General features: G+C 48.0%; 23 protein-coding genes. 10 read left to right on the top strand and 13 right to left on the bottom strand.

Annotated features, from left to right (window positions below; translation table 11 throughout):
• The first annotated feature begins 89 nt into the window (after nucleotides 1–89).
• The 4 genes from AC4PME_RS03575 to AC4PME_RS03560 all read left to right on the top strand — a co-directional run bounded on the left by AC4PME_RS03575 (nucleotide 90) and on the right by AC4PME_RS03560 (nucleotide 2774).
• On the top strand, nucleotides 90–662 hold the full coding sequence (locus AC4PME_RS03575; protein ID WP_119502070.1) for an outer membrane beta-barrel protein: 573 nt from the start codon (nucleotides 90–92) through the stop codon (nucleotides 660–662).
• Between the two features lie 83 nt (nucleotides 663–745).
• The gene (locus AC4PME_RS03570) at nucleotides 746–1003 is read left to right on the top strand and encodes a DUF3081 domain-containing protein (protein WP_491044949.1); all 258 of its coding nucleotides are present in this window, start codon (nucleotides 746–748) and stop codon (nucleotides 1001–1003) included.
• 120 nt (nucleotides 1004–1123) lie between these two features.
• A complete protein-coding gene (gene lpxL, locus AC4PME_RS03565; protein WP_491044948.1) occupies nucleotides 1124–2053 on the top strand; it encodes an LpxL/LpxP family Kdo(2)-lipid IV(A) lauroyl/palmitoleoyl acyltransferase in 930 nt (309 codons plus the stop codon).
• 106 nt (nucleotides 2054–2159) lie between these two features.
• Nucleotides 2160–2774, top strand: a complete 615-nt coding sequence (locus AC4PME_RS03560; RefSeq protein WP_491044947.1) for a TcpQ domain-containing protein — start codon at nucleotides 2160–2162, stop codon at nucleotides 2772–2774.
• 57 nt (nucleotides 2775–2831) lie between these two features.
• Here the strand turns inward: AC4PME_RS03560 and glnE are convergent, their stop codons facing one another.
• A complete protein-coding gene (gene glnE, locus AC4PME_RS03555; protein WP_491044946.1) occupies nucleotides 2832–5699 on the bottom strand; it encodes a bifunctional [glutamate--ammonia ligase]-adenylyl-L-tyrosine phosphorylase/[glutamate--ammonia-ligase] adenylyltransferase in 2868 nt (955 codons plus the stop codon).
• A gap of 97 nt (nucleotides 5700–5796) precedes the next feature.
• Here glnE and AC4PME_RS03550 point away from each other — a divergent pair, with 97 nt between their 5' ends.
• A complete protein-coding gene (locus AC4PME_RS03550) occupies nucleotides 5797–6708 on the top strand; it encodes a DUF350 domain-containing protein (RefSeq protein ID WP_119502065.1) in 912 nt (303 codons plus the stop codon).
• Between the two features lie 2 nt (nucleotides 6709–6710).
• On the opposite strand, the gene AC4PME_RS03545 is transcribed toward AC4PME_RS03550, so the two are convergent.
• Entirely contained in the window at nucleotides 6711–7061 is a 351-nt protein-coding gene (locus tag AC4PME_RS03545; protein WP_232373378.1) for a GIY-YIG nuclease family protein, read from the bottom strand.
• A gap of 23 nt (nucleotides 7062–7084) precedes the next feature.
• Here AC4PME_RS03545 and hldE point away from each other — a divergent pair, with 23 nt between their 5' ends.
• Together hldE and AC4PME_RS03535 are read left to right on the top strand one after the other, a co-directional pair.
• Nucleotides 7085–8512, top strand: a complete 1428-nt coding sequence (gene hldE, locus AC4PME_RS03540) for a bifunctional D-glycero-beta-D-manno-heptose-7-phosphate kinase/D-glycero-beta-D-manno-heptose 1-phosphate adenylyltransferase HldE (protein ID WP_119502063.1) — start codon at nucleotides 7085–7087, stop codon at nucleotides 8510–8512.
• A gap of 106 nt (nucleotides 8513–8618) precedes the next feature.
• Nucleotides 8619–9716 (top strand): XrtA/PEP-CTERM system-associated ATPase, encoded by a 1098-nt coding sequence (locus AC4PME_RS03535; protein WP_119502062.1) that lies wholly within the window; start codon nucleotides 8619–8621, stop codon nucleotides 9714–9716.
• 112 nt (nucleotides 9717–9828) lie between these two features.
• Here AC4PME_RS03535 and AC4PME_RS03530 read toward each other — a convergent pair whose 3' ends face one another.
• From AC4PME_RS03530 to AC4PME_RS03515, 4 genes are read right to left on the bottom strand one after another with little or no spacing between them, the layout of a single operon-like run.
• Entirely contained in the window at nucleotides 9829–11508 is a 1680-nt protein-coding gene (locus AC4PME_RS03530) for a TIGR03016 family PEP-CTERM system-associated outer membrane protein (protein ID WP_491044945.1), read from the bottom strand.
• A complete protein-coding gene (locus AC4PME_RS03525) occupies nucleotides 11474–12391 on the bottom strand; it encodes an XrtA-associated tyrosine autokinase (RefSeq protein WP_119502060.1) in 918 nt (305 codons plus the stop codon). The genes AC4PME_RS03530 and AC4PME_RS03525 overlap by 35 nt, the downstream gene beginning before the upstream one ends.
• Nucleotides 12391–13965: an XrtA system polysaccharide chain length determinant gene (locus tag AC4PME_RS03520; RefSeq protein WP_491044944.1), complete on the bottom strand. Its 1575-nt coding sequence runs from the start codon at nucleotides 13963–13965 to the stop codon at nucleotides 12391–12393. The genes AC4PME_RS03525 and AC4PME_RS03520 overlap by 1 nt, the downstream gene beginning before the upstream one ends.
• A 25-nt stretch (nucleotides 13966–13990) precedes the next feature.
• Nucleotides 13991–14578 (bottom strand): XrtA/PEP-CTERM system exopolysaccharide export protein, encoded by a 588-nt coding sequence (locus AC4PME_RS03515; protein ID WP_442858431.1) that lies wholly within the window; start codon nucleotides 14576–14578, stop codon nucleotides 13991–13993.
• 198 nt (nucleotides 14579–14776) lie between these two features.
• Between AC4PME_RS03515 and AC4PME_RS03510 the strand changes: the two genes are divergently transcribed.
• Genes AC4PME_RS03510 through AC4PME_RS03500 form a run of 3 tightly spaced genes read left to right on the top strand, consistent with a single transcriptional unit; the run spans nucleotide 14777 to nucleotide 18774 of the window.
• Nucleotides 14777–16189: a TIGR03013 family XrtA/PEP-CTERM system glycosyltransferase gene (locus AC4PME_RS03510; RefSeq protein ID WP_474842690.1), complete on the top strand. Its 1413-nt coding sequence runs from the start codon at nucleotides 14777–14779 to the stop codon at nucleotides 16187–16189.
• 54 nt (nucleotides 16190–16243) lie between these two features.
• The gene (gene xrt / locus AC4PME_RS03505; protein ID WP_491044943.1) at nucleotides 16244–17689 is read left to right on the top strand and encodes an exosortase; all 1446 of its coding nucleotides are present in this window, start codon (nucleotides 16244–16246) and stop codon (nucleotides 17687–17689) included.
• A gap of 5 nt (nucleotides 17690–17694) precedes the next feature.
• Entirely contained in the window at nucleotides 17695–18774 is a 1080-nt protein-coding gene (locus tag AC4PME_RS03500) for a GNAT family N-acetyltransferase (RefSeq protein ID WP_491529497.1), read from the top strand.
• A gap of 11 nt (nucleotides 18775–18785) precedes the next feature.
• Here the strand turns inward: AC4PME_RS03500 and AC4PME_RS03495 are convergent, their stop codons facing one another.
• The 7 genes from AC4PME_RS03495 to AC4PME_RS03465 all read right to left on the bottom strand — a co-directional run.
• Nucleotides 18786–19904 (bottom strand): glycosyltransferase, encoded by a 1119-nt coding sequence (locus AC4PME_RS03495; RefSeq protein ID WP_491044941.1) that lies wholly within the window; start codon nucleotides 19902–19904, stop codon nucleotides 18786–18788.
• Between the two features lie 3 nt (nucleotides 19905–19907).
• On the bottom strand, nucleotides 19908–20951 hold the full coding sequence (locus AC4PME_RS03490; RefSeq protein ID WP_491044940.1) for a glycosyltransferase family 4 protein: 1044 nt from the start codon (nucleotides 20949–20951) through the stop codon (nucleotides 19908–19910).
• Between the two features lie 2 nt (nucleotides 20952–20953).
• Nucleotides 20954–21937, bottom strand: coding sequence for a polysaccharide deacetylase family protein (locus AC4PME_RS03485; protein WP_491044939.1), 984 nt, complete (start codon nucleotides 21935–21937; stop codon nucleotides 20954–20956).
• Between the two features lies 1 nt (nucleotide 21938).
• The gene (locus AC4PME_RS03480; protein WP_490708669.1) at nucleotides 21939–23114 is read right to left on the bottom strand and encodes a hypothetical protein; all 1176 of its coding nucleotides are present in this window, start codon (nucleotides 23112–23114) and stop codon (nucleotides 21939–21941) included.
• Entirely contained in the window at nucleotides 23114–24289 is a 1176-nt protein-coding gene (locus AC4PME_RS03475; RefSeq protein ID WP_119503438.1) for a glycosyltransferase family 2 protein, read from the bottom strand. The genes AC4PME_RS03480 and AC4PME_RS03475 overlap by 1 nt, the downstream gene beginning before the upstream one ends.
• Before the next feature lie 11 nt (nucleotides 24290–24300).
• Nucleotides 24301–24801 (bottom strand): serine O-acetyltransferase, encoded by a 501-nt coding sequence (locus AC4PME_RS03470; protein ID WP_232373377.1) that lies wholly within the window; start codon nucleotides 24799–24801, stop codon nucleotides 24301–24303.
• A gap of 82 nt (nucleotides 24802–24883) precedes the next feature.
• The coding region (locus tag AC4PME_RS03465) for a tetratricopeptide repeat protein (RefSeq protein ID WP_491529495.1) at nucleotides 24884–26257 on the bottom strand (1374 nt) is incomplete at its 5' end.

Below are 26257 nucleotides of genomic sequence, written 5' to 3'. Positions count from 1 at the left end.
AAACCGACGACACGTTTTACTACATGCGCCGTGACGACCACGTACAGGTAGCGCTGGAATATTATTTCTAAGGAAAGGAATTGCAGAGTATGAAAAAAGGAATAGTCACCGCCTTGCTGTTACCGGTGTTAAGTCTTGCAGGACTTAGTTTCAACGCGCAGGCCACCGAAAGAATGTACGGTCTGGCGACGGTGGGTTATACCGATGCAGAATTTGGCGACACTGAAAATAAAGGCGTGGCGTACAGTCTTGCGCTGGGTCACCAGTTCAGCAGTAAATGGTATGTAGAAGCCGGCTACCAGAATTTACTGGATGAAGAAGGCGATACCGATGCGCTGAAAGCCCAGGGCCTTTATCTGGCTGTGCTGGGTAAAGCTGGCGGGCGTACCGGCGAGTTATACTACAAACTGGGCGTCATGAATGTTGACGTTCAGGGTTTGCAAAGCATTGAAACAGGCAGTTGCCAGGTCAGCGATATTGATTCAATCCCTGAAGGCTTTTGTGCTTACGACGATGGCATTATTGCTGGCATGGCCGGACTGGGTTTTGACTATCACGTCGGTCTGAACAGCATGCTGCGAATGGAAGCATTATACGTTCGTGGACAGGACGATTTCGCTGCCACCGTGCTGAACCTCGGTTTTCGCTACAACTTTAATTAGTCCTTTCGCTGTACGTAAAAGTAATCCATCGGCGGCTGTTACCGTATGAATAGTATGACAGTTGCTGATGGAGTATCTCCCCGATGAAAAATGAACTGGAAAGTAAATTTCTGCTTCAGGTGTTCGATAAAATTCGCCAGAGCGGCGAGAAGAAAGACGATAAATATTTGCTTAACGGCATTGTGGCGTTCACTGACCATGATGGTTATACCTTGTTCATTGAAGATGCTAAGGTGAAGTTGCAGTTCGGCTTTCACAATCAGTACCGTTTTGATTATCCGTCTCAGGATGCTTACGAGCAGTTTGAGAAAAAACTGAAAGAAATCGATAAGCAGTATTAGCCTGCTCTGGCCGTTTAAGCAGACTCATCGGAGTTTTCCTGCTTTCTTTCGCCTGCCGGTATGCTGGCAGGCGACAAATGAGTACAATAAGCAGCAAATAATTATCCGGATGGTTTGTTTTTGTCTGCTGCTATAAAACCCCCTGTTTTCAAATTTTCCTATCTCGGCCCTAAATATTGGGGCGTCTGGCTGGGTGCCGGCTTGCTTTATCTCTTGTTGTGGCTTCCGTTTCCTGTGATCCGCTTGCTTGGTGCGGGAACAGGAAAACTAATCGCCCGGCTGTTACCAAAGCGGGTAAATGTAGCCAGACGGAACCTGGCGCTTATGTATCCAGAATTGTCAGCCGGTGAGCAATCAAGGTTGCTGGAAGAAAATATCCGTTGTACTGGCATGGCGCTGTTCGAAACCGGCATGGGCTGGTGGTGGCCGGCGTGGCGGATTAAGAAACACTTTACCGTTGAAGGTTACGAGCATGTCGAAGCGGCGCTGGCTCAGGGCAGGGGCGTATTTGGTATGGCGCTTCACAACATGAACCTGGAGTTTGCCTGTCGTGGATTGGGATATACCCATCCTGCCATTGCGTTTTACCGTAAGCATGATAACCCGCTGATGGATTATCTTCAGTATCATGGCCGTGCACGCTCAAATAAATATATGATCCACAAACGTAATGCTAAAGCCCTGCTCGCAGCAATGGCTGAAAAAGAGCTGTGTTTGTACCTTCCTGATCAGGATTACGGCCGGGCGCAAAGTATTTTTGTACCCTTTGGCGGAGTGAAAGATACGGCAACCACCACGGCAACCCTGATGTTCGTCAGAAGAACTGACAGTGTGCCGCTGATCATTACTTCACAGTACACGCGGGATGGTTATAAAGTGAAATTTTACCCGCCTCTGGAAGCATTGCGTGAACTGGAAGATGTGCCTGCTTTAACGTTGCTGAATCAGCACATTGAAAAAATTATCGCTGAACAGCCTGAAAGCTATTTGTGGGCGCACAAGCGATTTAAAACCCGCCCTGATCCGGATGCTCCGTCGCTTTACGACTGATGGCTAGTTAGTTGTTTAGTATGATTTTTTCCTCACAAAGTAGCCGTGAAGTCCATTTTCTGTCTATACTGAAACGGGAATAACATGCGCTGTCCGGATGTATTGTATGGCCACTAAACAAAGACAATCAGATGCTGCCTTCTGGGCAAAACACATTGGCGTGGCGCTTGCCACGCTGGTGGTTGCCGGTATTGTGGTTATGCTTTACGAGCAAAACAAATCATCAGCTCCGCAAAAACCTGAAGAGGAAAAGTCCATTTCACAGGGGCTCAGTGAGTTCTACCGTGAATACCGGATGACGGCCAGCGATCCTATTGAAGATCAGGAAAGCGACTTTGTGGTGGAACTGAACAACGAGGGCGGCAGCCTGGACAGTCAGTTGTCCGGTATGTCCAGCGAACTGAAACCGGCTAATAACCGCTGGGTCGGTGAACACAAGAACCGGAGCTTTAAGCCCGGCAATACTTTGCGTGAAGCCATTACACGGTATGCCCAGCAGGAAGGGATGCAGGTTATCTGGGATCTGGACCAGGACTTTGTCATCAAGTATCACTTTCAGATTGATAACACCATCGTCGGTTCATTATCGGACATTGCCAGTGCCATTGATTCAAACTTTGAAAGCGGAGTAGGCACGTATGTGTGCCCGCAACAACGCTCTCTGGTGGTAACCGATGAAGTGACGCCCTTTCTGAAGAAAAACTGCAACGTTGTAAACTAATATGTCAGTTCAGAGCCGGAGATGCCCCGGGCCTGCAAAGGTCGCCGGCAGAAAGCTTCAGGCAAAGACTTCCTGCCAGATTTTCTGTACAGCGGCTCTGATATCACTTAAATCCTCTTTTCCTGCATACCTGTGGTCAGCCAGCGTTAACTGGTGATATCTGTCACGCAAATCCAGGTAGGCTTCCTGTAGCTGACTGGCGGTATCCTCAGGGATTAATCCCGCTTTGCCGGTTTGTTCAATGATGCGAAGATTATCAGGAAAATCCATCAGGCCCGGGTGCTGTGAGGCATAGCCCAGTACCCAGAACTGGGCCATAAACTCAATATCTGTGATCCCGCCGCTGCATTGTTTAAGGTCGAGTCCTTCCGCATTATCTTTAAGCAGGTGCTCCCGCATTTTTACCCGCATCTCAGTGACGTCTTTTACCAGAGCGCCTGTGTCTCTGGATTTGGCGAGAATTGTTCTGCGGATATCTTCGAAAGACTCAATCACCGCCGCATCGCCGGTAATGGCTCTGGCTCTTACCAGTGCCTGATGTTCCCAGGTCCAGGCGTTCTCCTGCTGATATTTCCTGAATCCGTTAAGATGGCAGCTTAACAGGCCGGCATTGCCTGACGGACGTAGTCGCAAATCGGTTTCGTATAGTTGTCCGGAAAGGGTTTTAGTGTTCAGCAGGTGCATGATGCGCTGAGCCAGCTTGATATAGAACTGAGTGGCATCCAGCGTTCTCTTGCCGGTAGTGCGGCTGTCCTGCGGGGCGTTATGTAAAAACACTAAATCAAGATCGGAGCCGTAGCCCAGTTCAAACCCGCCAAGCTTGCCGTAGCCCACAATAGCAAAACCGGTTTCTCCTTCCTGCAGGTGAGACGGCGGGCCGTAACGCTCTGTGGTGTGCTGCCAGGCGCTGTTAAGAACACTCTCCAGTACGACTTCTGCCAGAGCCGTTAACTTGTCACTGACACTGGCCACCGGCAGAGATCCGCTGATATCACTGGCGGCAATGCGCAACTGCTGACAAAGCTTAAACTGACGCCATGTATCCATCAGCAGCTCTACGTCTTCAGGTTCAACACGCAGCAGGCTCTGGCGCAATTCGTCACGGTAAGCATCCAGGCTTTGCCGGTATCCGGTTTTTTGCTGTTGCAGATAAAGTGGCGTCAGCAGTTCGTCCAGCAGAAGAGGGAATCGTTGAATTTGTTCAGCAATCCAGTTACTGCGGTCACACAGTTTCATTAACTTGCGCAGTACATCGGGGTTCTCCAGCAACAAATCCAGGTAAGTGGTACGCCCGGTAATCGCACTGATCACATTCAGCACCCGCTGCAGCACGGTTATCATTTTTTCCGGCGCTTCTTCCGACAGAACATACAAAACTTCCGGCATCAGTTTGTTCAGCGTATCCCTGCCACGCTGTCCCAGCCGGGTATGAGTCAGTTTTTCTTTAAAATTGCTGAGGATTGAAAAAATAGTGCGGCCGTCTTCTCCGTCAAACCGTGGTGTGGTCAGGGCACAAAATTCGTCTTCTGTCAGTTCAAGATCCCATGCGTCCCTGCAGCGCAGAAACACAGAGTCATCTGCGTCATGATTGTCTTCACTGCTGTCGATAAGCTCGCGGAAACGGGTATGGACGCCATGACACACCTTTTCCAGTTCCTGATGAAATTCATCGTATGAGGGGAAACCGGTCACTTCTGCGAGTACTGTCCGGCGGAATTCATCAGCCGGAAGGAGCTGAGTTTGCTCATCATTAATTTGTTGCAGGGTATGTTCGGTTTTCCGCAGGAAAAGATAATGACTGTAGAGAGTTTCTATATCATCTTTTCCGGCCAGTCCTAATGCGGCGATAGCGGAGAGTGTGTCGTGTAACCCTTTAACCTGCAGGTCCGGCTCGCGGCCTCCGTGAATCAGCTGGAAGCTCTGGGCAAAGAATTCAATTTCCCTGATACCGCCGGCTCCCAGTTTTATGTTGCCGGTAAGTTGTCTGCGGCGCTGTTCGCTGGCAATCAACCCCTTCATTTCCCGCAGTGACTCTATTGTCGTGAAATCCAGATACCGGCGGTAAGTAAAGGGTTTAAGAATACTTTCAACCTCAGTGCGATAGGGAGAAGGGGGATTCAGTACGCGGGCCTTAATCATGGCGAAGCGTTCCCAGTGCCGTCCCTGCTCCTGATAGTAATCTTCAAACGCGGCCATGTGCATGACCAGCGGGCCGCTGTCACCGAATGGTCTGAGGCGCATGTCTACACGGAAAACCTGACCGTCCGGCGTGATTTTATTCAGTACATTAATGAGTTTCTGAGCAAGCTTAATGAAAAATTGCTGATGCTCCATGGATCTCCGGCCGCCTGAGGTTTCGCCTTTTTCCGGATAAACGAAGATTAAATCGATATCTGACGAAAAATTCAGTTCTCTGCCACCGAGTTTTCCCATACCTAAAATCAGCATGGGCTGCGGGCCTTCGCTCCCTTCAGGTGTGCCGAAACTACTACAATGACTGCTGTAAAGCGCGTCATATGTACAAAGGATCAACGCGTCCGCCAGCGCGGATACCTGTTGTAAGGATGTTTCTATGGATTGCCGGTTCAGCAAATCCCGCCAGGCGATTCTGGCCATGTATTGATTACGGAAACGGCGTAAAACCCGCATCATTCCGGCTTCATCAAGATCGTTTAACAGTGGCTTCAGGCTGTCACTGAAAGCTTCAGCGGTTACCGCAACCGGAGCGTCTGACAGGCAAAATTCAAGGTTTTCCATATCTTGCATACACTGACGAAAGATAAACTCACTGCAGCCCGTTGCCGCTATGACCTCTGCCTGATGTAACTGAATTTGCTCACTCAGAGAATGCCGTTCATTCAGAGCCTGCCAGCAAGCTGTTCCCTTTTCAGTGATAATCCTGTTTTTTACTTCCTTCGTAGGCATAATACATGTTTTCGTCAGAGTGAATGTGCACCGAGTCTGGCACAAGATGCACAGGGTCTCCAGTTCTGTTTAACGTTGAATACGGAGTTAATATTTCATGGATGCACTGGTAAAGCTGAACCCGCTGCCCCACGATTTATGGGTTTATCTGCTGATAGATTTTGGTCTGGCTTTATTGCTGTTAATGGTCATGAAATGGTTGTCCGGTGCGTTCCGCAAGCGCTCTGTAGTAGAAGAGCTGGGTGTGCAGGATAACTTCGCTTTCGGGATCAGCATGGCCGGCGGCATGTTGTCACTGTGTATCGTTGTTGGCTCCGTGGTGGGCCGGCATGTGGGGCAGGGATATCTGGAAGCAACAAAAGGGATGCTGATTTTTGGTTTAACCGGGGTATTACTGGTTAAATTCGGCCGTTATGCCCATGACAAAATTGTGCTGAATAAGCTGGATACCATGGACTTAATCGGAGAGCGTAGTGTCAGCGTTGCCCTTGTTGATGCTGCCAGTCTGATAGCCAGCGCCATTATTTTGCGCAGCATGATGTTATGGGTGGATGGCAGCGATATGAACGCGATTATCGCCATTGTGACCGGCTTTACTGTGGTGCTGGCCTTATTGCTGATGATGACCAGGGTGTATGAAATCCGGTATGCACGGGATAATCAGAACGACTCATTTCAGGGGGCGCTGCGAAAAGGACAGCTGGCACTGGCGGTGGAACATGCGGGCAACCTGTTAGGTATCGCGATGATTGTGTCGTCGGCAAGCCACCTGCTGACTTATCACCCGTCAGGCTATGTCAGTAATATCACCGGCTGGCTGGCCACCGGCGTGGTGCTGTCCCTCGCATTACTGGTGCTGGTAACTATCAGTAAGAAGTTATTGTTGTTCGGCCTGAACTACCGCCAGGAGGTGGATCAGCAGCATAACATCGGCGTGGCCTGTCTTGAGTTAACGCTCAGTATCGGGATTGCACTCATTGTGAACGGTGTGCTGGCGTTTCTGGATTAAGCTCAGCACGTTTTGAATTGTGAAGTGCAGTCCGGGAAGTCGCCCGGTAGTGCTTTTTTACCGTCAAGCAGGGCGGTTTTCTGTCTTTTACTGAGCTGCTTAAGCCAGTATTCCGCTTTCATCGCCGCAGATTTGTCTGTGGCAGATACCACCATCCGGAACACCAGTGGCGCTTTGCCTTTAAGCGCCTTTGCGCCGCCTTGTATTTCTCCTCTGTGTTGACGGATCCGTCTGGCCGGGTCTGTTGTAACGCCGGTATAGAATTGTCCCAGGCGGTTTTCCACCATATACACATACCATGACGGTGCCTGCGTCTGCTCTTTTACTTTGATGGCTGGTATACTCTGCTGCAACTTTGAAGATAGTCAGAAAAAACATGATTCTACCAGACTTTAGCACAACCCGTATTTTGATTGCCGGCGATATCATGCTTGACCGCTACTGGACTGGCGGAACCGCTCGTATTTCGCCGGAAGCGCCGGTGCCAGTGGTTAACGTAAACAGCACAGAAGACCGGCCGGGCGGGGCAGCTAACGTGGCAATTAATGCTGCAACACTGGGGGCAAAGGTGACGCTGCTGGGCTTGTGCGGCAATGATGATAATGCCGGTATACTTGAACAGCGTCTGTCATTGCATGGTATTTCCCATAAGCTGGTGCGCTGTGAAGGTTACGATACCATTACGAAATTACGGGTGATGAGCCGGAATCAGCAGTTGTTAAGACTGGATTTCGAAAAGAGCTTTGCTGAAGCTGACAAAGCAGCGCTGACTCAGGCTTTTTATGAGGCGCTTTCTGAGCACGACCTGGTCGTATTATCAGACTATGCAAAAGGCTGTCTGACTGATGCTCAGGCATTTATTCAGGCTGCAAAAGAAGCCGGCAAGCAGGTCATAATCGATCCTAAAGGGAATGATTTCAGCCGCTATGCAGGCGCCACGTTAATTACACCTAACCGTGCAGAACTTGAAGCGGTGAAAGGCAAAGCAGATAGTGAAGAAGTTTTAGCTGCTCAGGTTGAATCCTTAAGAGACAGCTTGTCGCTGGAGTCTGTGTTGCTGACCCGTTCAGAGCAGGGCATGACCTTGTTTAAACAGGGCGACAGTCCGTTTCATTTGCCGGCAAAGGCCAAAGAAGTGTATGACGTTACCGGTGCCGGTGACACCGTTGTATCTGTACTTGCCGTATCAATGGCGGCAGGCAGCAGTATGGCTGATGCCTGTGTGCTGGCGAATCTGGCTGCCAGTATTGTGGTTGGTAAATCAGGTACATCCACAGTATCGACTACAGAACTTGCGGTGGCGCTGGGAGAGCAGGCCAGCCATCTTGATGGTGGTGTGATGACTGAAGAACAATTACAACTGGCGATGAAGCAATCCCGTCACCGTGGTGAGAGAATTGTCATGACGAATGGTTGTTTCGATATCCTGCATGCGGGTCATGTGAGCTATCTGCAAGCCGCTGCAAAATTAGGTGATCGTCTGATTGTGGCAGTAAACGATGATGCTTCGGTCAGCCGTCTTAAAGGGCCAGGACGACCTGTTAACAACGTGAGCCGGCGTATGGCCGTGCTTGCAGGGCTCGCCGCGGTAGACTGGGTCGTGCCGTTCAGTGAAGATACGCCGCAGCGCCTGATAGCCGGCCTGCTGCCGGATATCCTGGTTAAAGGCGGTGACTACAAAGTGGAAGAGATTGCCGGCGGCAAAGAAGTCATGGAAAACGGCGGCGAAGTGCGGGTATTGCACTTTGAAGAAGGTGTATCTACCACCGGAATCATCAGCCAGATCGTCAGCGGGCAACAATAAGCTCTTTTATTCGCCAATTTGTCCGGTTAAGGCATGGCGGTTAACCCAGCTTTACGATACCCTTGATGCACACAAGAAGTGGTTTTCAGTATCAGCGGTATAATACATGTACGAAAGTTTTTATGGACTTGATTCCAAGCCGTTCCAGCTAACGCCGGATCCGGCTTTTTTCTTCGCCAGTAAATGGCACAAGCGGGCGATGTCATACCTGCAATACGGTTTGTCTCAGGCGGAAGGATTTATCGTTATCACCGGAGACATCGGTACGGGTAAAACCACTATCGCAAACAGTCTGCTGGCTGAAATTGAAGACGATATTGTTGCTGCACAAATTGTGACACCAAAACTGACACCGGATGAACTGGTGAAGATGGTTGCATCTAAGTTCGGCATCAATGTGGCCGGCCTCACCAAAGCCGATATTCTTAAAGAGCTGGAAACGTTCCTGTTTGATTTAAGCAAGCAGGGTCGTCGTGCGCTGTTACTGGTGGATGAAGCGCAAAACCTGCCGCTGGAAACCATCGAAGAGCTGCGTATGCTGTCCAATTTCCAGCAGTTCGGAAAACCGTTACTGCAAAGCTTCCTGCTTGGTCAGGAAGAGCTTCAGCCAATTCTGCGCGCTCCGAATATGGAGCAGTTCCGTCAACGTATCGTGGCCTCCTGCCACCTGGCCCCGTTGATGGAAGAAGAGACAAAACGTTACATTGAGTACCGCATGCACCATGCGGGCTGGAATGGTGAGTCTTTATTCTCAGACGAAGCCTTTTCCCGTATCCATCAGTTTACCCGCGGTGTACCCCGCAAAATTAACACCCTGATGGATCGTATACTGTTGTTCGGATTCCTTGAGGAACTGGAAACGCTGGACGAAGAAGCGGTAAATACCGTCATCGACGAAGTAAAAGATGAAATGTTTGTGCCGGATGCGCCGGTGATGGACGATGAGTCAGATGATATCGACGAAGATATGGATTTATCTGAAGTGGTTGCCAGTCTGAAAAAGAAAGGTCCTCATCAGAAGCTGGTGACGCCAAAAGGCAAAGAAGTGCAGGATGCTGAATATTATAAGGCCATGCTGGCTGAGCTGGTGGATGCGCTGGATGACGCTATTGCGCACAAGGTAAAATTGACTCAGTACATCGATAAAATGCTGAAGAAAAAATACCAGACGTATGCCCGGCTGAAAGAGGAAGATGAAGACTGAGGATCCTGAGGATCCTGAGGAGCCCGTTTTCTTCTTCACACAAACGTGAAAGACAAACAAAAAAACGCCGCTGTGAAGCGGCGTTTTTAATTGAATTTAACCGGCACGGACTTTATTCAAAGTCGTAGCGGATAGTCACACTGATGCGGCGTTCGTTGTAGTCAGCACCATAAGCGCTGGTAGCCAGAGAGCCTGAACGTGTAACGTAACCAGTTTCCACATCACCACTGAAGTAACGGCTGAATGTACGGCGCAGGCCAACAGACGCGAACCACTGTTCGCTGTCACGGTCGGTACCGTTATTCATTTGTTCAGTGACACCGTAGCGCAGGTTACCCAGTAAGCTCGAGTGACGGCTCAACTGATAGCTGCTGCTAAGGTTAGCAGAGTAGGTTTTACGTTGTTGATCAAAGTCTAGATATTCGTCATCTGCGTATTGCAGATTAAGTACGATGGTACCGCGACGCCCCTGGATACCAAATTCACCGTTTGCAGCTTTTCTCAGGAAAATCGCATTAGATAACTCAAGCCCCGTCGTAATAAACTGCAGGAATTGCTCATCGTCTCCCAGCGTGTAATCCAGTGAAGAGGGTTGAAAACAGGCATCTGCCGTGAAATCTCCGGTAGGGCAAACAAACACGCCCAGAGACTGCGGCGTGGCAATCAACTGACTGAATGATGTGACTTGCTCAGAATAATTAACAGCACCACGAATTTTACGGGTATTGTAGGTAATACCGGCACTGGCTGAACGGCCATAGAACCGGCGTCCGATTGAAGCCTGAACACTGGTACGCGGTGTCAGTGCCCATGCGGCGTCAACGCCCACAAAGACATCGCCGTCATCCCGTTCTACGTCTGAGTCTACTTTGTTCGCAGTCACAGAGATATAACGGCCCGCAGCTTCACGGTAGGTAATACCCACACCGTAGCTTTTAAATTCCCGTTCATTGGAGAATTCATCGGTACGGGCTACAAGCTCATTGGCATCGTAGCTGGCGGTGACCCGGATACCCCAATCGTTATAGAGCATGCTATCCAGTGCACCGGTGGCGTATTTACCGATATAGTCACCGTTGCCCGACTCTTCTGAACGTTCCAGCTTGGTGTATGTGCTGTTCAGATTCCAGAAGTAATTTTGAGCATTGTCACCATTCATCAGGTAAAGGGAACCTGCTGCAGAGTCATTATTCAGCCCGATGTTAGGACGAAACTCGGATTCTTCAGCATTGGTTTTTGCATAGACCAGCGAACCACCGCCGGCAATCCAGTCACCTTCAGGAATGGTCAGGTAGGCGCCATAATTCTGTGTTTCTACTTTCGCCAGCGTTTCCGCATTTAAGAAATAATCAGAAATCAGGAAATCACCACCGGAGCCATCAATGTAGCTCTGGTTTCCTGACGCGCGGAAGCTCAGAATGTGGTCTATCGCCTGCCAGTTTGCGTTATAAGAAAATTCTGAGAAGGTATCTTTACGGGCAACATCTTCAGAGTCACGCTCAAGGTGAGTGACACTGCCAATAACCGTACCGGAGAAAGTACGGGAATCGTATCTTAAAATACCTTCAGGCTTCACAGAGAAAGTCACTAATTCTTCATTACGAACATCAGAGTGACGATTTTGAAGAATGGTAGAACCTTCTACAGAAGCAGACGCATTAAGCCCCTGAGCGTGCGAAAATTGCGTCATAAGCAACAAAGCTACCGGCGTTAAAGCCGGTAACCATTTTTTGTTTGAACGCTGTGCATTGCGCATACTAAGAATCTTGCCTTTCTGCGTAGTAGTATCCATAGTAACCGGTTCCTTCCGGATCGTTATGGACCGACTTGTTAACCACAAAGCCGATTGCCATGTCCGGGTTTAATCGTTCTACCGCATGACGTACGTCATTAAGCTTTGATTTACCTTCCTCGACTACCACAACAGCTTGTCCGGCAAAATTAGCCAGTACCGCTGTTTCAGTGATACCAATTAAGGGAGGTGTATCAAAAATAACGATACGGTCAGGATAGCGGTTAGCAAATTCATTCACAGTTTCAGCCATTTTCTGGCTGGCCAGTAATTCGGTAGTCAGATGGTGAGATTTACCCGCCGGGATGATTTTAAGTTTATCCAGGTTGGTAGGGTAGAGTACATCTGAGATATCTTCTACTTCACCGGTCAGATATTCCATCAGTCCTTTGCGGCGTTTGAGTCCCAACGTGTTTAATACGTTAGGCTTGAGCACATCGGCATCTACCAGCAGAACGGTTTTATCCTGTTCTGCAGCGATACTCATCGCAAGGTTACAGGCGGTAAAAGTTTTACCTTCTGACGGACGACCACTGGTCACCATGATGATATTGCTGTTATTCAGCGTTGAAGAGATCGGGCCGAAAGCATTGTTAATCAGCTTACGTTTTATTTCCCGGTACTCTTCGTTTATTTGTTTACGAACACCATTAATCGAAATGTGGCCATTTTGTTCAAGCCTTTCGATATCCAGTGTGAACGGCTCCAGCTGTGTGGGTGCGCCGTCGTGCTGACTTGCGACAGACGAACGGGCAGCAACTTGTTGGCCGGGACGTTGTGCAGTGGTCTGAGGCTCAGCAGTTGCCTGCTGAGCAGCGAGTTCTGCTTGTTTTTTCTGGGCTTCACGCTGACGTTGAAGCGCCTTTTCAATAGTACTGCTCATTATAAAACACCCTGCAGTAGATCGATGTTAAGCAATTCTGCGCCAACCAGTACACCGTAAATTAATACCAGCACAACCGACGACAGCAGGAATATTGCCATTCGCATACGGTTAGTCTTGCGAATCTTATCAATATTCAGATGCGTGACTGTACCCCATACCGGGTAATCAGTAATCTGCTGTAGCTGAGATGCACGGATAAGCAATGGTGACAGCTGACTGAGCAGGAATGCCAGAGCAACACCCAATCCAAAGCTTACTAATAAAACCAGCGTGTAATAGATGATGCGGTACGGGCCGGAAGGCTCGTTAGGTTTCAACGGCGGCTCAATAATTCTGAACTGTAATTCCTCGGCAGATACATCCGCACGTCTGGACAGGTCCGCAGATTCACGGCGGGCCAGCAGTTCTTCATATTTACCCTTGGTAATATCGTAATCACGGTTAAGTGCCGCTGATTCTGCTTCGATTTGCGGAACCAGGTCGATTTTAGACTCAAGAGAAGCAATACGGCGTTGTAAATCCTGTTCTTTCACATTTAATGCTGCGATAGAACTTTGATGACGACTGATCTCAAGTTTAATTTCCTGATTCAGGTCGCTCATCGGAACGTCATCACCTTCGCCGTCACCGGCGTTAAGAAACTCATCGATTTCTTTTTGACGGGCTTCTTCCAGATTAGCCAGCAGCGCTTTTGATTCAATCACGTCGGGGTGTTGATCAGTAAAGCGTAGCTGTAAATCATCCAGACGTTCTTCCAGCGCTTTGATCCGTTCGTCGTAACGGGTACGCAACACGGAATCAGTTTGATTCGTTACACCAAAGCTGTCACCGGCACTTTTGGCCTTTGATAACTGATTTTGTAAGGATTCAACCTGTTGTGTCGTCTGTTTAATCTGAAGGCGGGTGGCTTCCAGCTCATTACTCAGTGTCTGCAGTGTTGAGTAGAAAGTGCCCTGTAAAGGAAGAATATTATTGTACTGTCGTTTAAATCCGGCCAGTCGCTGTTCGGCTTCTGACAATCTGGATTCGTACTCTGCAATCTGTTCGTCAAGGAAACGGTTAGCTGTATCGGTATCACGACGGTTGTTACCTAACGCGCCTTCTACGAACAGGTTCAGTGTTTCCTGCACCACGGTTTGCGCCATGGCCGGATTCTTATTTTCATAAGAAATGGTGAAAATATTGTCTCTGCCGGTTGAACGTAACTGGATTTGTTGAGTCAGACCATTAACCAGGTTATCAAAATCCTGGTCAGTGGTCGTTGTCAGATCTAAATCACTTTCACGGGCAATGGTTTCAACGTTTGAGCGGCTCAGTAGTGTCTTTGCCATCATCTGGATTTCCTGATCCGGGTTGGATTGGATCGCCAGACCTTTAAGCAAAGGCTGAAGTACTGAACGGGTATCAACGAACACAACCGCCTGGGAGCGGTAAACATCCGGCAATAGTGCTACATACGCGAAACCTATTGGACAGAGTATCCAGGTACACACCATGATGAGACGCTTTTTAACCCAAATTCCCTTTAAATAGTCACTCAGCTGACCAAGGGTGCGCTGTAAATCCTGCATTTAATGTCCCAACTACTTTTTACAACTAGAACCAGGCTTCTGGAATGATTACGATATCGCCTGGCAGAATGTCGACATTCTTGGTGATGTCGCCATTACGGATTAGCGCGTCGATGTTCACGTCATACGTAGTCTGACGGCCATCTACAACACGAACCAGCTTGGCATCATTGCCGTCAGCAAATTCTGTCAGTCCACCCACTGCGATCATCAGATCCAGTAGTGTCATGTTTTCTGTGTAGCTGATTGCGCGCGGGTTAGTTGCTTCACCGATAACGCGAACCTGTTCGCTTAACGGACCGGCAAAGTTATTAACGCTGACAGTTACACGGGGGTTGTTTATAAAGGTAGAGAGTTGCTCTTCAAGCTCGCGGGCAAGCATAGAAGGCGTTTTACCGGCTACATCAACATCTTCAACCAGTGAAGTTGTCACTTTACCGTCCGGACGAACGATAAACTGACCAGAAATTTCAGGGTTACGCCAAACAAAAATGGTGAGCGAATCGCCCGGGCCAATGAGATACTGATAATCGTTCACATTGGTTGTCATTGATGGGTGGGCCGTTGCCTCCGGCAACGATGAGTGACTTGTGCATCCAGAAAGGGCTGTCATTGCGCCGACAACCGTCAAACTTAAAACGTGTTTAGACCAGTACATGAGAGTTCATCCTACACTCGATATGATTAATTTTTTTGCCTTAATGTAATTTACCCTACGGCAAATACCACTATAATGCCAACATCTTATGTAGTCTATTACAATAATAACCTTTATCATGAACAAAGATGTTGCAGTATCAGGGGGCCAAGGGTGGCGATAAATAAGCACAATCAGAGTAAACGATCAAATATACTTGTAGTGACCGAAGCTCTGCTCGTGGCGTATATGGCATACATTACGCAGTTCATTTTGGTTCAGATCGGTGTCAGTGAAACAGTCAGTATTGAAAAGCTGGTTGTGAATGTGGGAATGCTGACCGTTTGCATACTTGTTTGCTCACTGTCTGTGGGCCTTTACGAAGCTAAGCTCAGAGAGACTTTCCGCGGTATTATCCGGCGCATATTTGTCAGTGTCGGCTTAAGTTATTTCCTGGTAGAGGTGGTCAGCAGAGCGCTGTTCGACGAACTCACCATGCACTCCTATTTTCTTCCGGCCGCCGTTGCCAGCATCATTATTACGCTGGTGATTTTCCGCTATTTTACGAATCGCCTTGGCTTACTCGGATTAGGAAAAGTGCGCATTGTGGTATTAGGAGCCGGTGAACGGGCTTCTATTATTGAAAAGCGTATGCGTCGTGATGTTGACCGTATCGGATTTGATCTCATGGGATTCATTCCCATACCCGGTGATAACCGTGAAGACGGTATTAAGAAAGAAAAAATTATTCATGTGAAGGTAGACGAAAACTTCCAGCAGTTCATCGCCGAGAATGAAATAGAAGAAATTGTCATCGCCTGCGATCAGCGACGGGGTACATTGCCCATTGATGTGCTTTTCGAATGCCGTTTGCGTGGTATAGAAGTCACAGACCTGCTCGACTTCATGGAGCGCGAGACCGGCCAGATTGTGGTCAACCTGATGTATCCGAGCTGGGTCATTTACTCCAATGGCTTTCATAGTCAGAACTACCTTCGTGATGCTATGGATTACCTGCTTAACGCGTTTCTTGCCTCCTTTGTATTCTTCTTTACCTGGCCATTCATGTTAATTACCGCCACCATCATCTGGCTGGATGATGGCCGCCGGACCGGCGCTTCGGTGTTCTACAAACAGGAACGTGTGGGGCTGAATGGTAAGTTGTTCAAAATTATTAAGTTCAGAAGTATGCGGCCTGACGCCGAGAAAGATGGCGCGAAGTGGGCCAGTAAAAATGACGACCGGGTGACCCGGATTGGTCACTTCATCCGTAAGTACCGGGTTGACGAGCTGCCGCAACTGTTCAATGTGTTTAAAGGTGAGATGGCTTTTATCGGTCCGCGCCCTGAACGTCCTGAATTCGTTGAAAAACTTGTTCGTGAAGTACCGTATTATAATCAGCGTCATAACGTTAAGCCGGGCCTGGCAGGCTGGGCGCAGTTAAACTATCCATATGGTGCAAGCGTCGAAGATTCTATGGAAAAACTGAAATTCGACCTTTACTATGTGAAACACCAAAGTTTGCTGCTGGATATCCTTATCCTAATCAGAACTGTAGAAATTGTGTTGTTCGGCAAAGGCAGATAACACGCCGGTTTTGTGAAGAAACAGGGATGTTGTATTCATATCAGGATGTAGAACATGAAAGAAAAGGCGGGAATGTCAGGTTTCTTGCAGTCACACCCGGCAAGATTTGTTTTCTTTGCGTTAAGTGCGCTGACAGTATTGTGGGCAGTGGTCAATTATCCGGTCATGATCACTTTGTGGCGGCATGGTTTTGACGATGGTACTTATTCTCATGCGTACCTGATCCCGTTTATTTTTCTTTATTTATTGTATGTGCTCGCCAACAAAGGTGAGCTTACACCCCGCCAGGCCGTTTTCTGGCCTGCTGTCGTTTCTTTTGTTGTCTTATTTATTGCTTACTACTTCTCCATCGCAGCGCAATTGAGCCTTGCAGTGTGGGTATTGTCGCTGGCCATACTGGCAAACAGTTTCTGGTTACTGGTTCCGTTCACTGCAGGGCTGGCTTATACCGTAGCGTTCCTGTTGTTTATGTACCCGCTGTGGGGCGCACTGCAGTTCGTGCTCCAACATCTTTCCGTGTTTGCTGTTATGAAAATCATGGGGTTCACCGGTATTCCTACTTATGTGGAAAATACTTCGGTAATGATCCCCGAAGGGACGTTTGTTATCGCCGGTGGCTGTAGTGGTTTGCGTTATTTCATTGTGTCTCTGGCTATCGGTTCTTTATTCGTGTTTCTCAATCTGAGAAATAAAGTTTCAATTGCTAAGTTCATGACGCTGGCCATTGTCGGTGCACTGATAACCAACTGGATCCGAATTGTTGCGCTGATACTTATTGGTCATTTTTCTGATATGCAAAGTGAACTGATGCGGGACCATAATAACTTTGGCTGGTATATCTACGCGCCGTTTATCATTCTTCTCTTCTGGTATGGTGAAAAACTGGTGAAAAAAGAGCCCGCCGCAGAAGAGCATTCTCCTGAGCCGGGTACGGGGCGTTTTGCTTTACGTAAACCCGTAGTTGTTACCTCTGTATGTTTCCTGATTTTGAGCTCCGCGGCTTTACAGCTGACTTTACATGCTGATCCCGCACCGCCTGGCCAGACTTGCAAAGGTTTGTCTGCTATTGATGCTGAGGTTGCTCCGGTTCTGCCGTATGAAGGGGCTGTGTGTGTTAAAGAACAACGTTCTCAGGGATACGCATTTGATACGCTGAGTATCTTGTTCGACGGGTCTGATCTTGATGGTAAGCCTACACAATATCAGGTGAAGTCAGCACCTGTAGAATGGCAGGAAATAAACCGGATAACCGATGGCAGCTGGACTATTCAACTGGTTAGTGACGGTCGGCATCTGCATTTGTTTGCCCACAGTTTTATTGCACCCGGCGGCGAAGTGGCTTCCGAAAGTGAAATGAAGAAATTACGTATTGAAAATGCACTCAGGGGGGAGCGCCGCTCCGGCCTGTTATGGGCCCATACTGTCTGTGACAGTAATTGCAATACTCTGACCCGGAAGTGGCAGTTGATTGCAGACGCATTTGAATATCAAAAATACTGACAGCTATGCAACTGCGCGTTATTGATACACCGGAGGAGGCTTTCAATGTAAAGCCACTCTGGCAGGATTTGTATCAGCGGGCAGAGAATGCACATATTTTCCTCAGTCCTGCGTGGAATCTCACCTGGCTCGACACTTACCGGCACCTGATATCACGGTTACAGTTCTTCTGTGTTTTCCAAAGCAATGGTCAAATGATCGCTGTTCTGCCTTTGTATGAACGTAAAGGCGAGCCCTTCCGTTTACGTTTTACCGGCACCGGTGAGCCTCAAGAAAGCGAAGTATTCAGTGAATATCACGATGTGCTGGTATGCAGAGAGTATGTTGATACTGTCACGGCTATTCTTATCGAAGCCATAAAATCGACCGGCAAAGGGCTGGTGCTTAATAACGTAAAACATGATGCATTGTTGTTGCGGTTAGCCGACGAAGCCTATCCGCCGTCCCTGGTTGATCATACAGTGGCACAGAAACGTTACTTCATGACCCTTGAAGATGACGGTTTGGCCGGAACAAAGCTCAAAAAGAAGGCGAAGCGCTACTATAACCTGTTTATTCGTTTAGGTGGTCAGCTGCATATATGCAGCGATCCTGCGTCGCTGGATGCGTTCTATTCTGTGCTCACAGATTTACACCGGTTGCGCTGGGAAGGGGAGCAGCAAAACACCATTTTTGATGATGTGTATTTCAACCGCTTTCATCAGTCTCTGGCCTGGCAACTGCTGAAGCAGGGTACTTTACTGCTGGCTTATGCCGAAGTTGGCGGAAAACCTGTGAGTGCATTTTACGGCATGAAGTCCGGTGATTCTGTTTACTTTTATCAGGGCGGTATTGATAGCGGATTCAGCCCGAATATATCTCCCGGCACCCTTATTCATTATTTAATGGCAGAATATGCCGCAGGGCAGGGGATGAAGGGATATGACTTTCTTAGCAGCGGTGTGAAACAAAGCTATAAACAGTCGCTGACAGAGTTTTCTGAACCCGTTTATAGTACGACTGCTTATGCATCCGGATGGCAGAAGTTATTAATAAAGGCTCTGGCATTCGCCTCCGGCGTTGCCCGTAAAGCCGGATTGCGTTAACGCAATCCAACTCACCTTATAGAAAGCGCGCTGAGGAAGCCCTGTGCGCAATTTTCCCATGTGTACTCTGACACTGAATGACGCAAGGCAGCGTTATCCCAGTCTTTCTCCAGCGCTTTTTGCATAGCATCAGCCAGCGTTGAAGCATTCAGCTCCTGCACCAGGATGCCGTTTTCTCCGTCACGGACAATTTCAGGGATCCCGCCTACTGCGGTGGCAACAGGTGGCACGCCTGCCGCAAGGGATTCCATGATGACATTAGGCACCCCTTCACGGTAACTTGGCAATACGAGGGCTCTGGCTTTCGCCAGAAGAGCCGGAATATCATCATGCAGAACAGCGCCATGAAAAGTAACGATATCGTCAAGGTTATCGCTGCTGATTTGTGCTTTAAGCTTATCGCTCTCGGGCCCTTTACCGACAATCTCAAGGGTAAAGTCAAGACCTCTGGCTTTCAGGAGGGCTGCGGCACCGGCCAGTTCATACACTCCTTTTGTCGTCAGCAGGTTGCCTATAAACAGGAATGACTTGCTGTGGGTTGTGGTATCACTCAAGGCGAATTTATCGAAGCTGACGCCGTTGTAAACCACATTGCAGCGGGTAGACGCGGTAGCCAGAGGAACGATTTTCCCCGCAAGATCACGACTGACCGTTATCACTTCATCTGCACGGTCAAATGCACGCAGCATCTGTTTTTGTCTGGCAGAGTGCCGGAAATGATAATTGATATCTGTGCCCACGCAATGAATGGCGACTTTACGATTTCCCCATTTTTTGAACAGGCTGGCAACGACGCCTTCAGGATATGCCCAACTGGCAACGATATGTTTTGCCTTTATCAGTCTGACAAGGGGATATACACATAAGAGCATGGACATGAACAAGGTCAATGCATAGGTACGCCGTCCGAAGCCGGGCAAAAAGAAAAAAGGAAACAGAGTGGCTTCTGAGTTTTTTAGTTTACCTTTCAGAAGCTGCCGGAACCACACAGGAGCGGGCACCGGCGTCAGTACATCCACATCGCAGTGCATTCTTAACGCTGATACGATTTGCTTATTATAAGCGGCCCGCGCCGGCTCCCAGGGAAGAGGGTACAGGTTGGTAAAATAAACAACGTGTTCTTTCTGCATGGATTAACTGACTGCGTTCAAATAAGTTCGGGATACCTGCTCTATAGAATAGGACTCTTCCACGAGTTTTTTACCGTTTCTGGCGAGCATTTGCCATTGTTCAGGACTGGAGGCCATGGTTTTCATGACTTCGCTGAGAGCGGCTGTGTCGTCTTTACTGAAAAGGCAAAAATGATAGCGTTTATCGAGGTTCGGTATTTCACCTACCGGTGTTGAAATGGCTGGCTTTCCTCTTGCCAGCGCTTCAATAAGGGCCATTGGAAGCCCTTCAGTGGTTGAATTGATCACCAGACAATCCACATGCCGGTATATCTCATCTTCATCCAGAACATTTCCATGCAGCACAACACGATGTTGTAAATGGTGTTTTGCCACAGCAGCTTCCACCGCCGGCCTTTCCGGTCCGTCACCAAATAAATGTAATTCAGATTGCGGTATATCAGCCTGTGCAAATGCGGTGACCACTTTATCAATCTGCTTCAGGGGAACCATCCGGGCAACACAAGCAAACTTAAATGGTGTAGCAGGTGCGGTAATGTCGCCCTTGCTTAATAATACACCATTGGGAATAACGTCTGTTCTGGCGGGTTCCCAGTTATAGCGCTGTTTTACGCTTAGTTTAACTTTCTCTGATACAGCGAAGTCTTTATTTATATAAAGCGCTGCAAGCCAGTGACTGAGGCGCATACCCTTTTGATCCGGTGAGTCTTCACCGTGATGGGTGTACAAGACTTTTTTACCCATAAGAAAAGGGAAAACAGGCATAAAGGCGCGGATCACAGCCGGAGAGTGAATATGTATCACATCGAATCCTTTCAGGATCCGGACCGTTCTGACCAGCCGGCGGATAATGCTTTCGTTATTATTTATTACGCGGATCCCACGGCTTTCCAGTACTGACTGAAAAGGTTCTGCCGGTTTGCCAAAGCTCAGTGCTGCTACTTTATAACCAAGAGCGTGCTGACACGTTAATAAATTAACCGCGCACTTTTCAGCGCCGCCAACCTGAAGGCTGCTCACGCAATGAAGGATTCTGGGGTTTGTCATGGCTATATCCGCTTTGCGTAGGTCAGCATTTTCTTAAGTGCTTCGTCATCCATCATATATTCAATGGGGAAACGACAGAGGTCATAGCGGTTCTTTGCCAGATTTACATTGACGCCGGGATGAAAGTTGAAGGCAATTTCATACCCGTTATCCTTAAGCGCCTCAATTACGCAATCGTTGTAAGTGTTCTTGCTGCCAACGGGATAACTGAATGCTTTTACCGGTTTTCCCAGTTTTTCTTCCAGAATTGCTTTGGAGTGGCTGAGCTCAAACAGCATCTGATCGTCACTGAGTTTGGCGAGTATGTCATGACTGTGAGAATGGGCACCGATATCCATACCATTATTACTTAACGTAATGACATCATCCCAGGACATAAACTCTGCATCCGGATAGGGGGACGGCATACCAACAAAATCTTCCAGCTCTTTAATTTGTTCGCCAATAGGGGCAGCGCAGCGCTTAATCTGATTCAGAATTAACCGGATAAAGATTTGTGGGTTAGTTTTAAACTCAACCGTCTCTTCCCAGCCGGGTAGTTTGATTTTCTGAATATGTGAGCGCTGAATAAGATACGCGACTTTATCCCACCAGGGGAGTTCGTTGTTTTCAATGAGTCCGGTGGCAATAAAGAATACGGCAGGAATATTCAGCGACTTCAGAATAGGGTAAGCCAGCTCAAAATTGTCTTTGTAGCCGTCGTCGAAAGTAACCAGTAAGTAACGTTTGTCCGGTTTGGGACTGGTTGATATTAACTGGTTTAATTCCGCCAGGCTGATGATTGTGAAACACTCCTTCAAAAAGCTCAGGTGTTTATTTAGGTTCTCAGCAGAGCAGGAGTAAACATTCGGATCGAGTTTGCTGGTCGTCATATCGCCGATACGGTGTAAGTTAAGTACATATACACCGTCCGGCAGGTGTTTCCAGCGAAAAGCTGAAACACCTATCATAGACTCAAGCTTGGATTGTATCCGTTTCGCGAGCACGTTAAATCCTTTTAAATGCAGGCTTCTTCAATATAAAGTCACGGTAGTCGTTCGGGTCGCCTTGCTTCCCGGCTTCCGCCGCTTTAGCAATATTATACATTTCACGGGCGCTGACATAGTGCAGCTTGTATTTTTCACCGTCATTATACTTTTCATTCAAGTGACGGTGCATTATTTCAACCGGTTCGCCCAGCAGGGCGCCCATGTCTGTGTCCTGGGCGCCGTGGGTATGGATCTTAATGAAAATCCATTCAGGACGGCCTTCAACGTGGATATGCTTATCCACCCAGTTATCTACTCTGCCCGGAGTCGGACGACAGTTGTCCCTGATATCAGCACGTTCAATTTTAGGTAAAATACCGAACTTGAAGGCTTCTTTGTTAAAGCCCATCGGGCCTTGCATGATAAGCAGATCGCCCCAGGCCTCACCACCGGTCTTCATCAGCTTTCCGGAGTTATAAGACTTGGGCTTAGCCGGATCGTCTTTCGCGTAGTGGAAGCAGTTGGTTAATGCGGGCTGTGTAGCGTCCGGCGACGGGAAAGTCATATCCACATAACAGCCGGTTTCTTTCAGTACAATGAGTTCATCATTCACACCACACCAGTGACCATGGGGATGAGAGTTATCCAGCGCCCAGTTTCCATGAATAAATGCATAGACAGGTTTGCCGGTTACCGGATCGGTTGCCAGTGCACCGTGTTTCTCATGCAGTGTTTGCGCGAAATTTGATAATACGGTGCGCAAGTTGTCACTGGTATCATCTTCATGGTGAAGGTGAATTTCGATTTCACCAAACCCGCGGGCACATAAGTCAGAAAGCTTGTCCAGATGCTCTTCCCGGTATTCTTCTTCCGGAAAGAAGAAAGAATGTTTAGGGTGGTAACCATCGGCGTCGGTAAATTTGGACGCCATAACAGGGTACTCCTGCATCCAGCGGTCAACACGTGCACGTTCCAGTTCAATGTTATCTTTATTCAGCCATTGCGGTTCGTAGTGGTCTACGAAACAAAACATCACGTGAGTTGTACCTTTGACTTCCGGCTTAGAAGAGAAGAATGCATTTTTCCAGTATCCCAGGATCCAGGTCTGCATATCTTTTTGATAAATCAGCGCGGTACCTAAACCGGCAGCAATTAATATCAGAACAATGAGAGCGAGAACAATATAGGTGATCATTAGCGTGCCGTACTTTTCCAGGTTGCAGACTGTTTAGAAGTTAAAAATCGGATGAAACCCTGGCCGAGGGAAATATTCATGGAAACAAAAAAGGTGACCAGTTTAATTATGCTGGCTAACTTGCCTTTCTTATCATCATTTAATGTCAGGCCATAATAATAAGTAAAATAAAAAAGTACCTGGCCGGCAAACAGCAGACCGTACAGAGGACTTGTTAATGCCAGCAGCGCACCGCTTACCAATGCGACGAGCATAAAATGCGGCACAAACCAGCGTAAGATTTTGTGACTGATATAACTGAAGCACCGGCTGCCAGCTAACGGGTTCAGTGCCCAGGTCAGGCGCATCATCGCCTGGTAATTGCCTGCGCCTATTCTGATGCGACGTCCGGCCTCTTCTTCAAGGTTAGGCGCAATCTCTTCCGTTGCCCGTGCTTCAGGGTTATAGGTCAGTTTATAGCCTTGTCTGGCGATACCCATAAACACGCAGAAATCATCAATGATAGTATTTTCCGGTAACGGCTCATACAGTGCTGTCCGGATAGCATAAATAGCGCCATTCGCTCCCAGCATGGCATTAATACGGGACTCGTGAAACTTCAGTACCTGCTCGTACTGCCAGTACAAACTGTCTTTATTTTTTCCGGAAAAGGCATCTACGAGTTCCAGTTCTCCGCATACACCGCCAACTTGCTCCTCACGGAAGTCCGCGACCAGCTTTCTGACAGCATCGGGTTGAAAAAACGTATTCGCATCAGAGAAAACTGTGACAGGTGTCGTTACCCGTGTCATCAAATCGTTCAGAACATTGATCTTTCCGCGGTTCTGCTCAAATACTACGGTTTCCAGACAGGGAGCAGAGAATGATGTCAAAATATCATTGGTGCCGTCTGTGCTGCCGTCTGAACCTATGAGGATCTTTAGCTTGTCCGTCGGGTAATCCAGTTCCAGAAGGTTCTCAATACGCGCCTTTATGCACTTCTCTTCGTTAAATGCAGCGATGACGATAGTGACGTCAGGTAAATCGGCTTCGCGCTTTCTGCGGCCCTGTTTACTCAGTACAAAACGGGTGTCTTTAATTGCCTGATGAAAACTGCTGACAGCAAGTAATATCACAGGATAAATCAGGTAGGTGTAAAGAATGGCGACTACACTTAGCCAGAAAATGAATTCCATGGTTGTACTCATCAACGGGGCTTCGCAGGAATGCCCAGCGCAGTGCAGCCGGAAGGGATGTCTTTAACCACCACAGCATTAGCGCCAATTTTCACATTATCGCCGATGGTTACCCCACCGATAATTTTTGCGCCGGTGCCGATGAATACGTCGTTGCCGATAACCGGTGACTGACCTTTTTCATCGCCAATCACTACGCCGCTTTCAATAACGACCCGGTCACCGGTTTTGACCTTGCTGTTAATGACTACACCCACCGGGTGCATAATGACAAGGCCACGGCCAAACTCAGCTTTCACGCCAATGACACAGCCGTTGATCCACTTATTCAACATTTGAAGCAACAGACCTGCAGGACTTAAAATACCGTGGCGACAGCGGTGAGACATTCTGAACAGCAGTGTTGCACTGGTACCGTCGGTTAACAGTAACCGGGGCAAAGATAAATGCGCACCGTCATCAGCAAACACTGCCTGTTTATATCGCAGATCACTTTTTACTTTCTCAAACACTAACTTTAAAACCTTTACTGTAACAGCAGAAATAACGTTCGCCGGCACGAAGCTTACCCGCCGGCGCATTTAATACAATGATTTACTTAGATTTGATCGCTTCTTCGATACGTTTTTTTGTATCCAGAAGTGATTTATTACTGGGCCGTAAGTTCAGTGCCTTCATTATCCATTGATAGGCATCACTGTATCGCTTCTCTTCATAGAGTAACCAGGCGATATTGTTCATGGCCTGCCAGTTCTTAGGTTGGGCACTGACAAGTTGCTCATAGAAGCTGATTGCTGCCTGCTTATCCGTTTTAGCCAGCTCACTGACATAGAACAAATCGGCTTCATCATAGCCCTGAGATATGTCAGCAGCCTTTTTCAGGACAGCAAGTGCCTCTTCATCCTGACCGTTATTTTTTAATGCTTTATAAAGTAGTTGCGCTGACTTAGGTGTTTTAAGTTTATCGAACGCTTCCTGCAGGGCAGGAATAGCTGCAGAAAAGTCTTCGTTGCCCGCTTGTGCCCGGCCTGTGATCTCCATCGCTCTGGCGCTGTTAGCGAACTCCGGCGGTAAACCTGCAATAATAGCCATGGCTTCGTCATAACGCTTTTCATTAACCAGAATATGGCTTTTCAGTAATTGTAACTGAGGCGCCTCTGCTACACCTTCAGGCATATTTTTAATTGCCCGTAATGCAGCCTTGCTACCTTCAGCCTGCATCATAGCTTCAGCATAGGCTTCAAAAACCTGAATGGTCGCAAAACCGGACTTTATGGAGTTTCGCAATACATCCAGAGCAGCCAGAGGCTGACCCATCGACATATAAGACTGAGAAAGTAAAAAATCCACCTTGGGTTGTTCACCGAAACCAAAAATAGAACTGCGGGACAGTGATACCACTTCCTTGTAGTCCTGTTTAAGGAATGCCGCAAACAATGTGCTGAAGGCACTGGTTTTGCTATTTTGCGATAAAATATTGTCAATCGTTTTGAAGGTCGCTTTTTTATCAGGGAGTGCCTGAGCAGACACATAGGCGCCGGTTAAAGCAATCTGATCATTCGGCTGTTCTTTCAGTACCCGGCTGTAGGCTTTCAGGGCTTCTTCTGCATCACCATTTCTGAATGCCTTTTCTGCAAAATACTTTGCCGCTTCAATGTTAGCAGGCTCAAGGTTACGCACTTTGGTATACAAGGCCTCAAGTGCATCTGTGTTACCGGTATATGATTCAAATTGGGCAGAAATCAGATAATTTTCGGCATTGTCCGGTTCCGCTTCAATCCATTCATTAATAATTGAACGGGCCTCTTCTTCATCCCCGTTAGTGGCTTTCATGGCGACCAGGAACAACTTAGATTGTGTACTGTTACCTTCCGCTGCATCTTTTACGATTTGTTGCGATGATGTTTCCAGTAAATCTTCGCCGTCACTGTCACCCACAGACAGCTTCAACAGGCCGAGTTGCTGTTG

The organism is Alteromonas sp., from assembly GCF_984505615.1.
The sequence above is the reverse complement of the archived record's forward strand: the minus strand, read 5'-3'. Positions and strand labels throughout refer to the sequence as shown.

What these genes read in the sequence shown, in the direction of transcription:
- AC4PME_RS03560 (WP_491044947.1), top strand. Translation starts at nt 2,160, where the DNA reads ATGGCCACTAAACAAAGACAATCAGATGCTGCCTTCTGGGCAAAACAC.
- xrt (WP_491044943.1), top strand. Translation starts at nt 16,244, where the DNA reads ATGAAAGAAAAGGCGGGAATGTCAGGTTTCTTGCAGTCACACCCGGCA.
- AC4PME_RS03575 (WP_119502070.1), top strand. Translation starts at nt 90, where the DNA reads ATGAAAAAAGGAATAGTCACCGCCTTGCTGTTACCGGTGTTAAGTCTT.
- AC4PME_RS03520 (WP_491044944.1), bottom strand. Translation starts at nt 13,965, where the DNA reads ATGCAGGATTTACAGCGCACCCTTGGTCAGCTGAGTGACTATTTAAAG.
- AC4PME_RS03550 (WP_119502065.1), top strand. Translation starts at nt 5,797, where the DNA reads ATGGATGCACTGGTAAAGCTGAACCCGCTGCCCCACGATTTATGGGTT.
- AC4PME_RS03515 (WP_442858431.1), bottom strand. Translation starts at nt 14,578, where the DNA reads ATGACAGCCCTTTCTGGATGCACAAGTCACTCATCGTTGCCGGAGGCA.
- AC4PME_RS03570 (WP_491044949.1), top strand. Translation starts at nt 746, where the DNA reads ATGAAAAATGAACTGGAAAGTAAATTTCTGCTTCAGGTGTTCGATAAA.
- AC4PME_RS03480 (WP_490708669.1), bottom strand. Translation starts at nt 23,114, where the DNA reads ATGATCACCTATATTGTTCTCGCTCTCATTGTTCTGATATTAATTGCT.
- AC4PME_RS03525 (WP_119502060.1), bottom strand. Translation starts at nt 12,391, where the DNA reads ATGAGCAGTACTATTGAAAAGGCGCTTCAACGTCAGCGTGAAGCCCAG.
- AC4PME_RS03475 (WP_119503438.1), bottom strand. Translation starts at nt 24,289, where the DNA reads ATGGAATTCATTTTCTGGCTAAGTGTAGTCGCCATTCTTTACACCTAC.
- AC4PME_RS03495 (WP_491044941.1), bottom strand. Translation starts at nt 19,904, where the DNA reads ATGCAGAAAGAACACGTTGTTTATTTTACCAACCTGTACCCTCTTCCC.
- AC4PME_RS03530 (WP_491044945.1), bottom strand. Translation starts at nt 11,508, where the DNA reads ATGGATACTACTACGCAGAAAGGCAAGATTCTTAGTATGCGCAATGCA.
- AC4PME_RS03535 (WP_119502062.1), top strand. Translation starts at nt 8,619, where the DNA reads ATGTACGAAAGTTTTTATGGACTTGATTCCAAGCCGTTCCAGCTAACG.
- AC4PME_RS03490 (WP_491044940.1), bottom strand. Translation starts at nt 20,951, where the DNA reads ATGACAAACCCCAGAATCCTTCATTGCGTGAGCAGCCTTCAGGTTGGC.
- glnE (WP_491044946.1), bottom strand. Translation starts at nt 5,699, where the DNA reads ATGCCTACGAAGGAAGTAAAAAACAGGATTATCACTGAAAAGGGAACA.
- AC4PME_RS03500 (WP_491529497.1), top strand. Translation starts at nt 17,695, where the DNA reads ATGCAACTGCGCGTTATTGATACACCGGAGGAGGCTTTCAATGTAAAG.
- hldE (WP_119502063.1), top strand. Translation starts at nt 7,085, where the DNA reads ATGATTCTACCAGACTTTAGCACAACCCGTATTTTGATTGCCGGCGAT.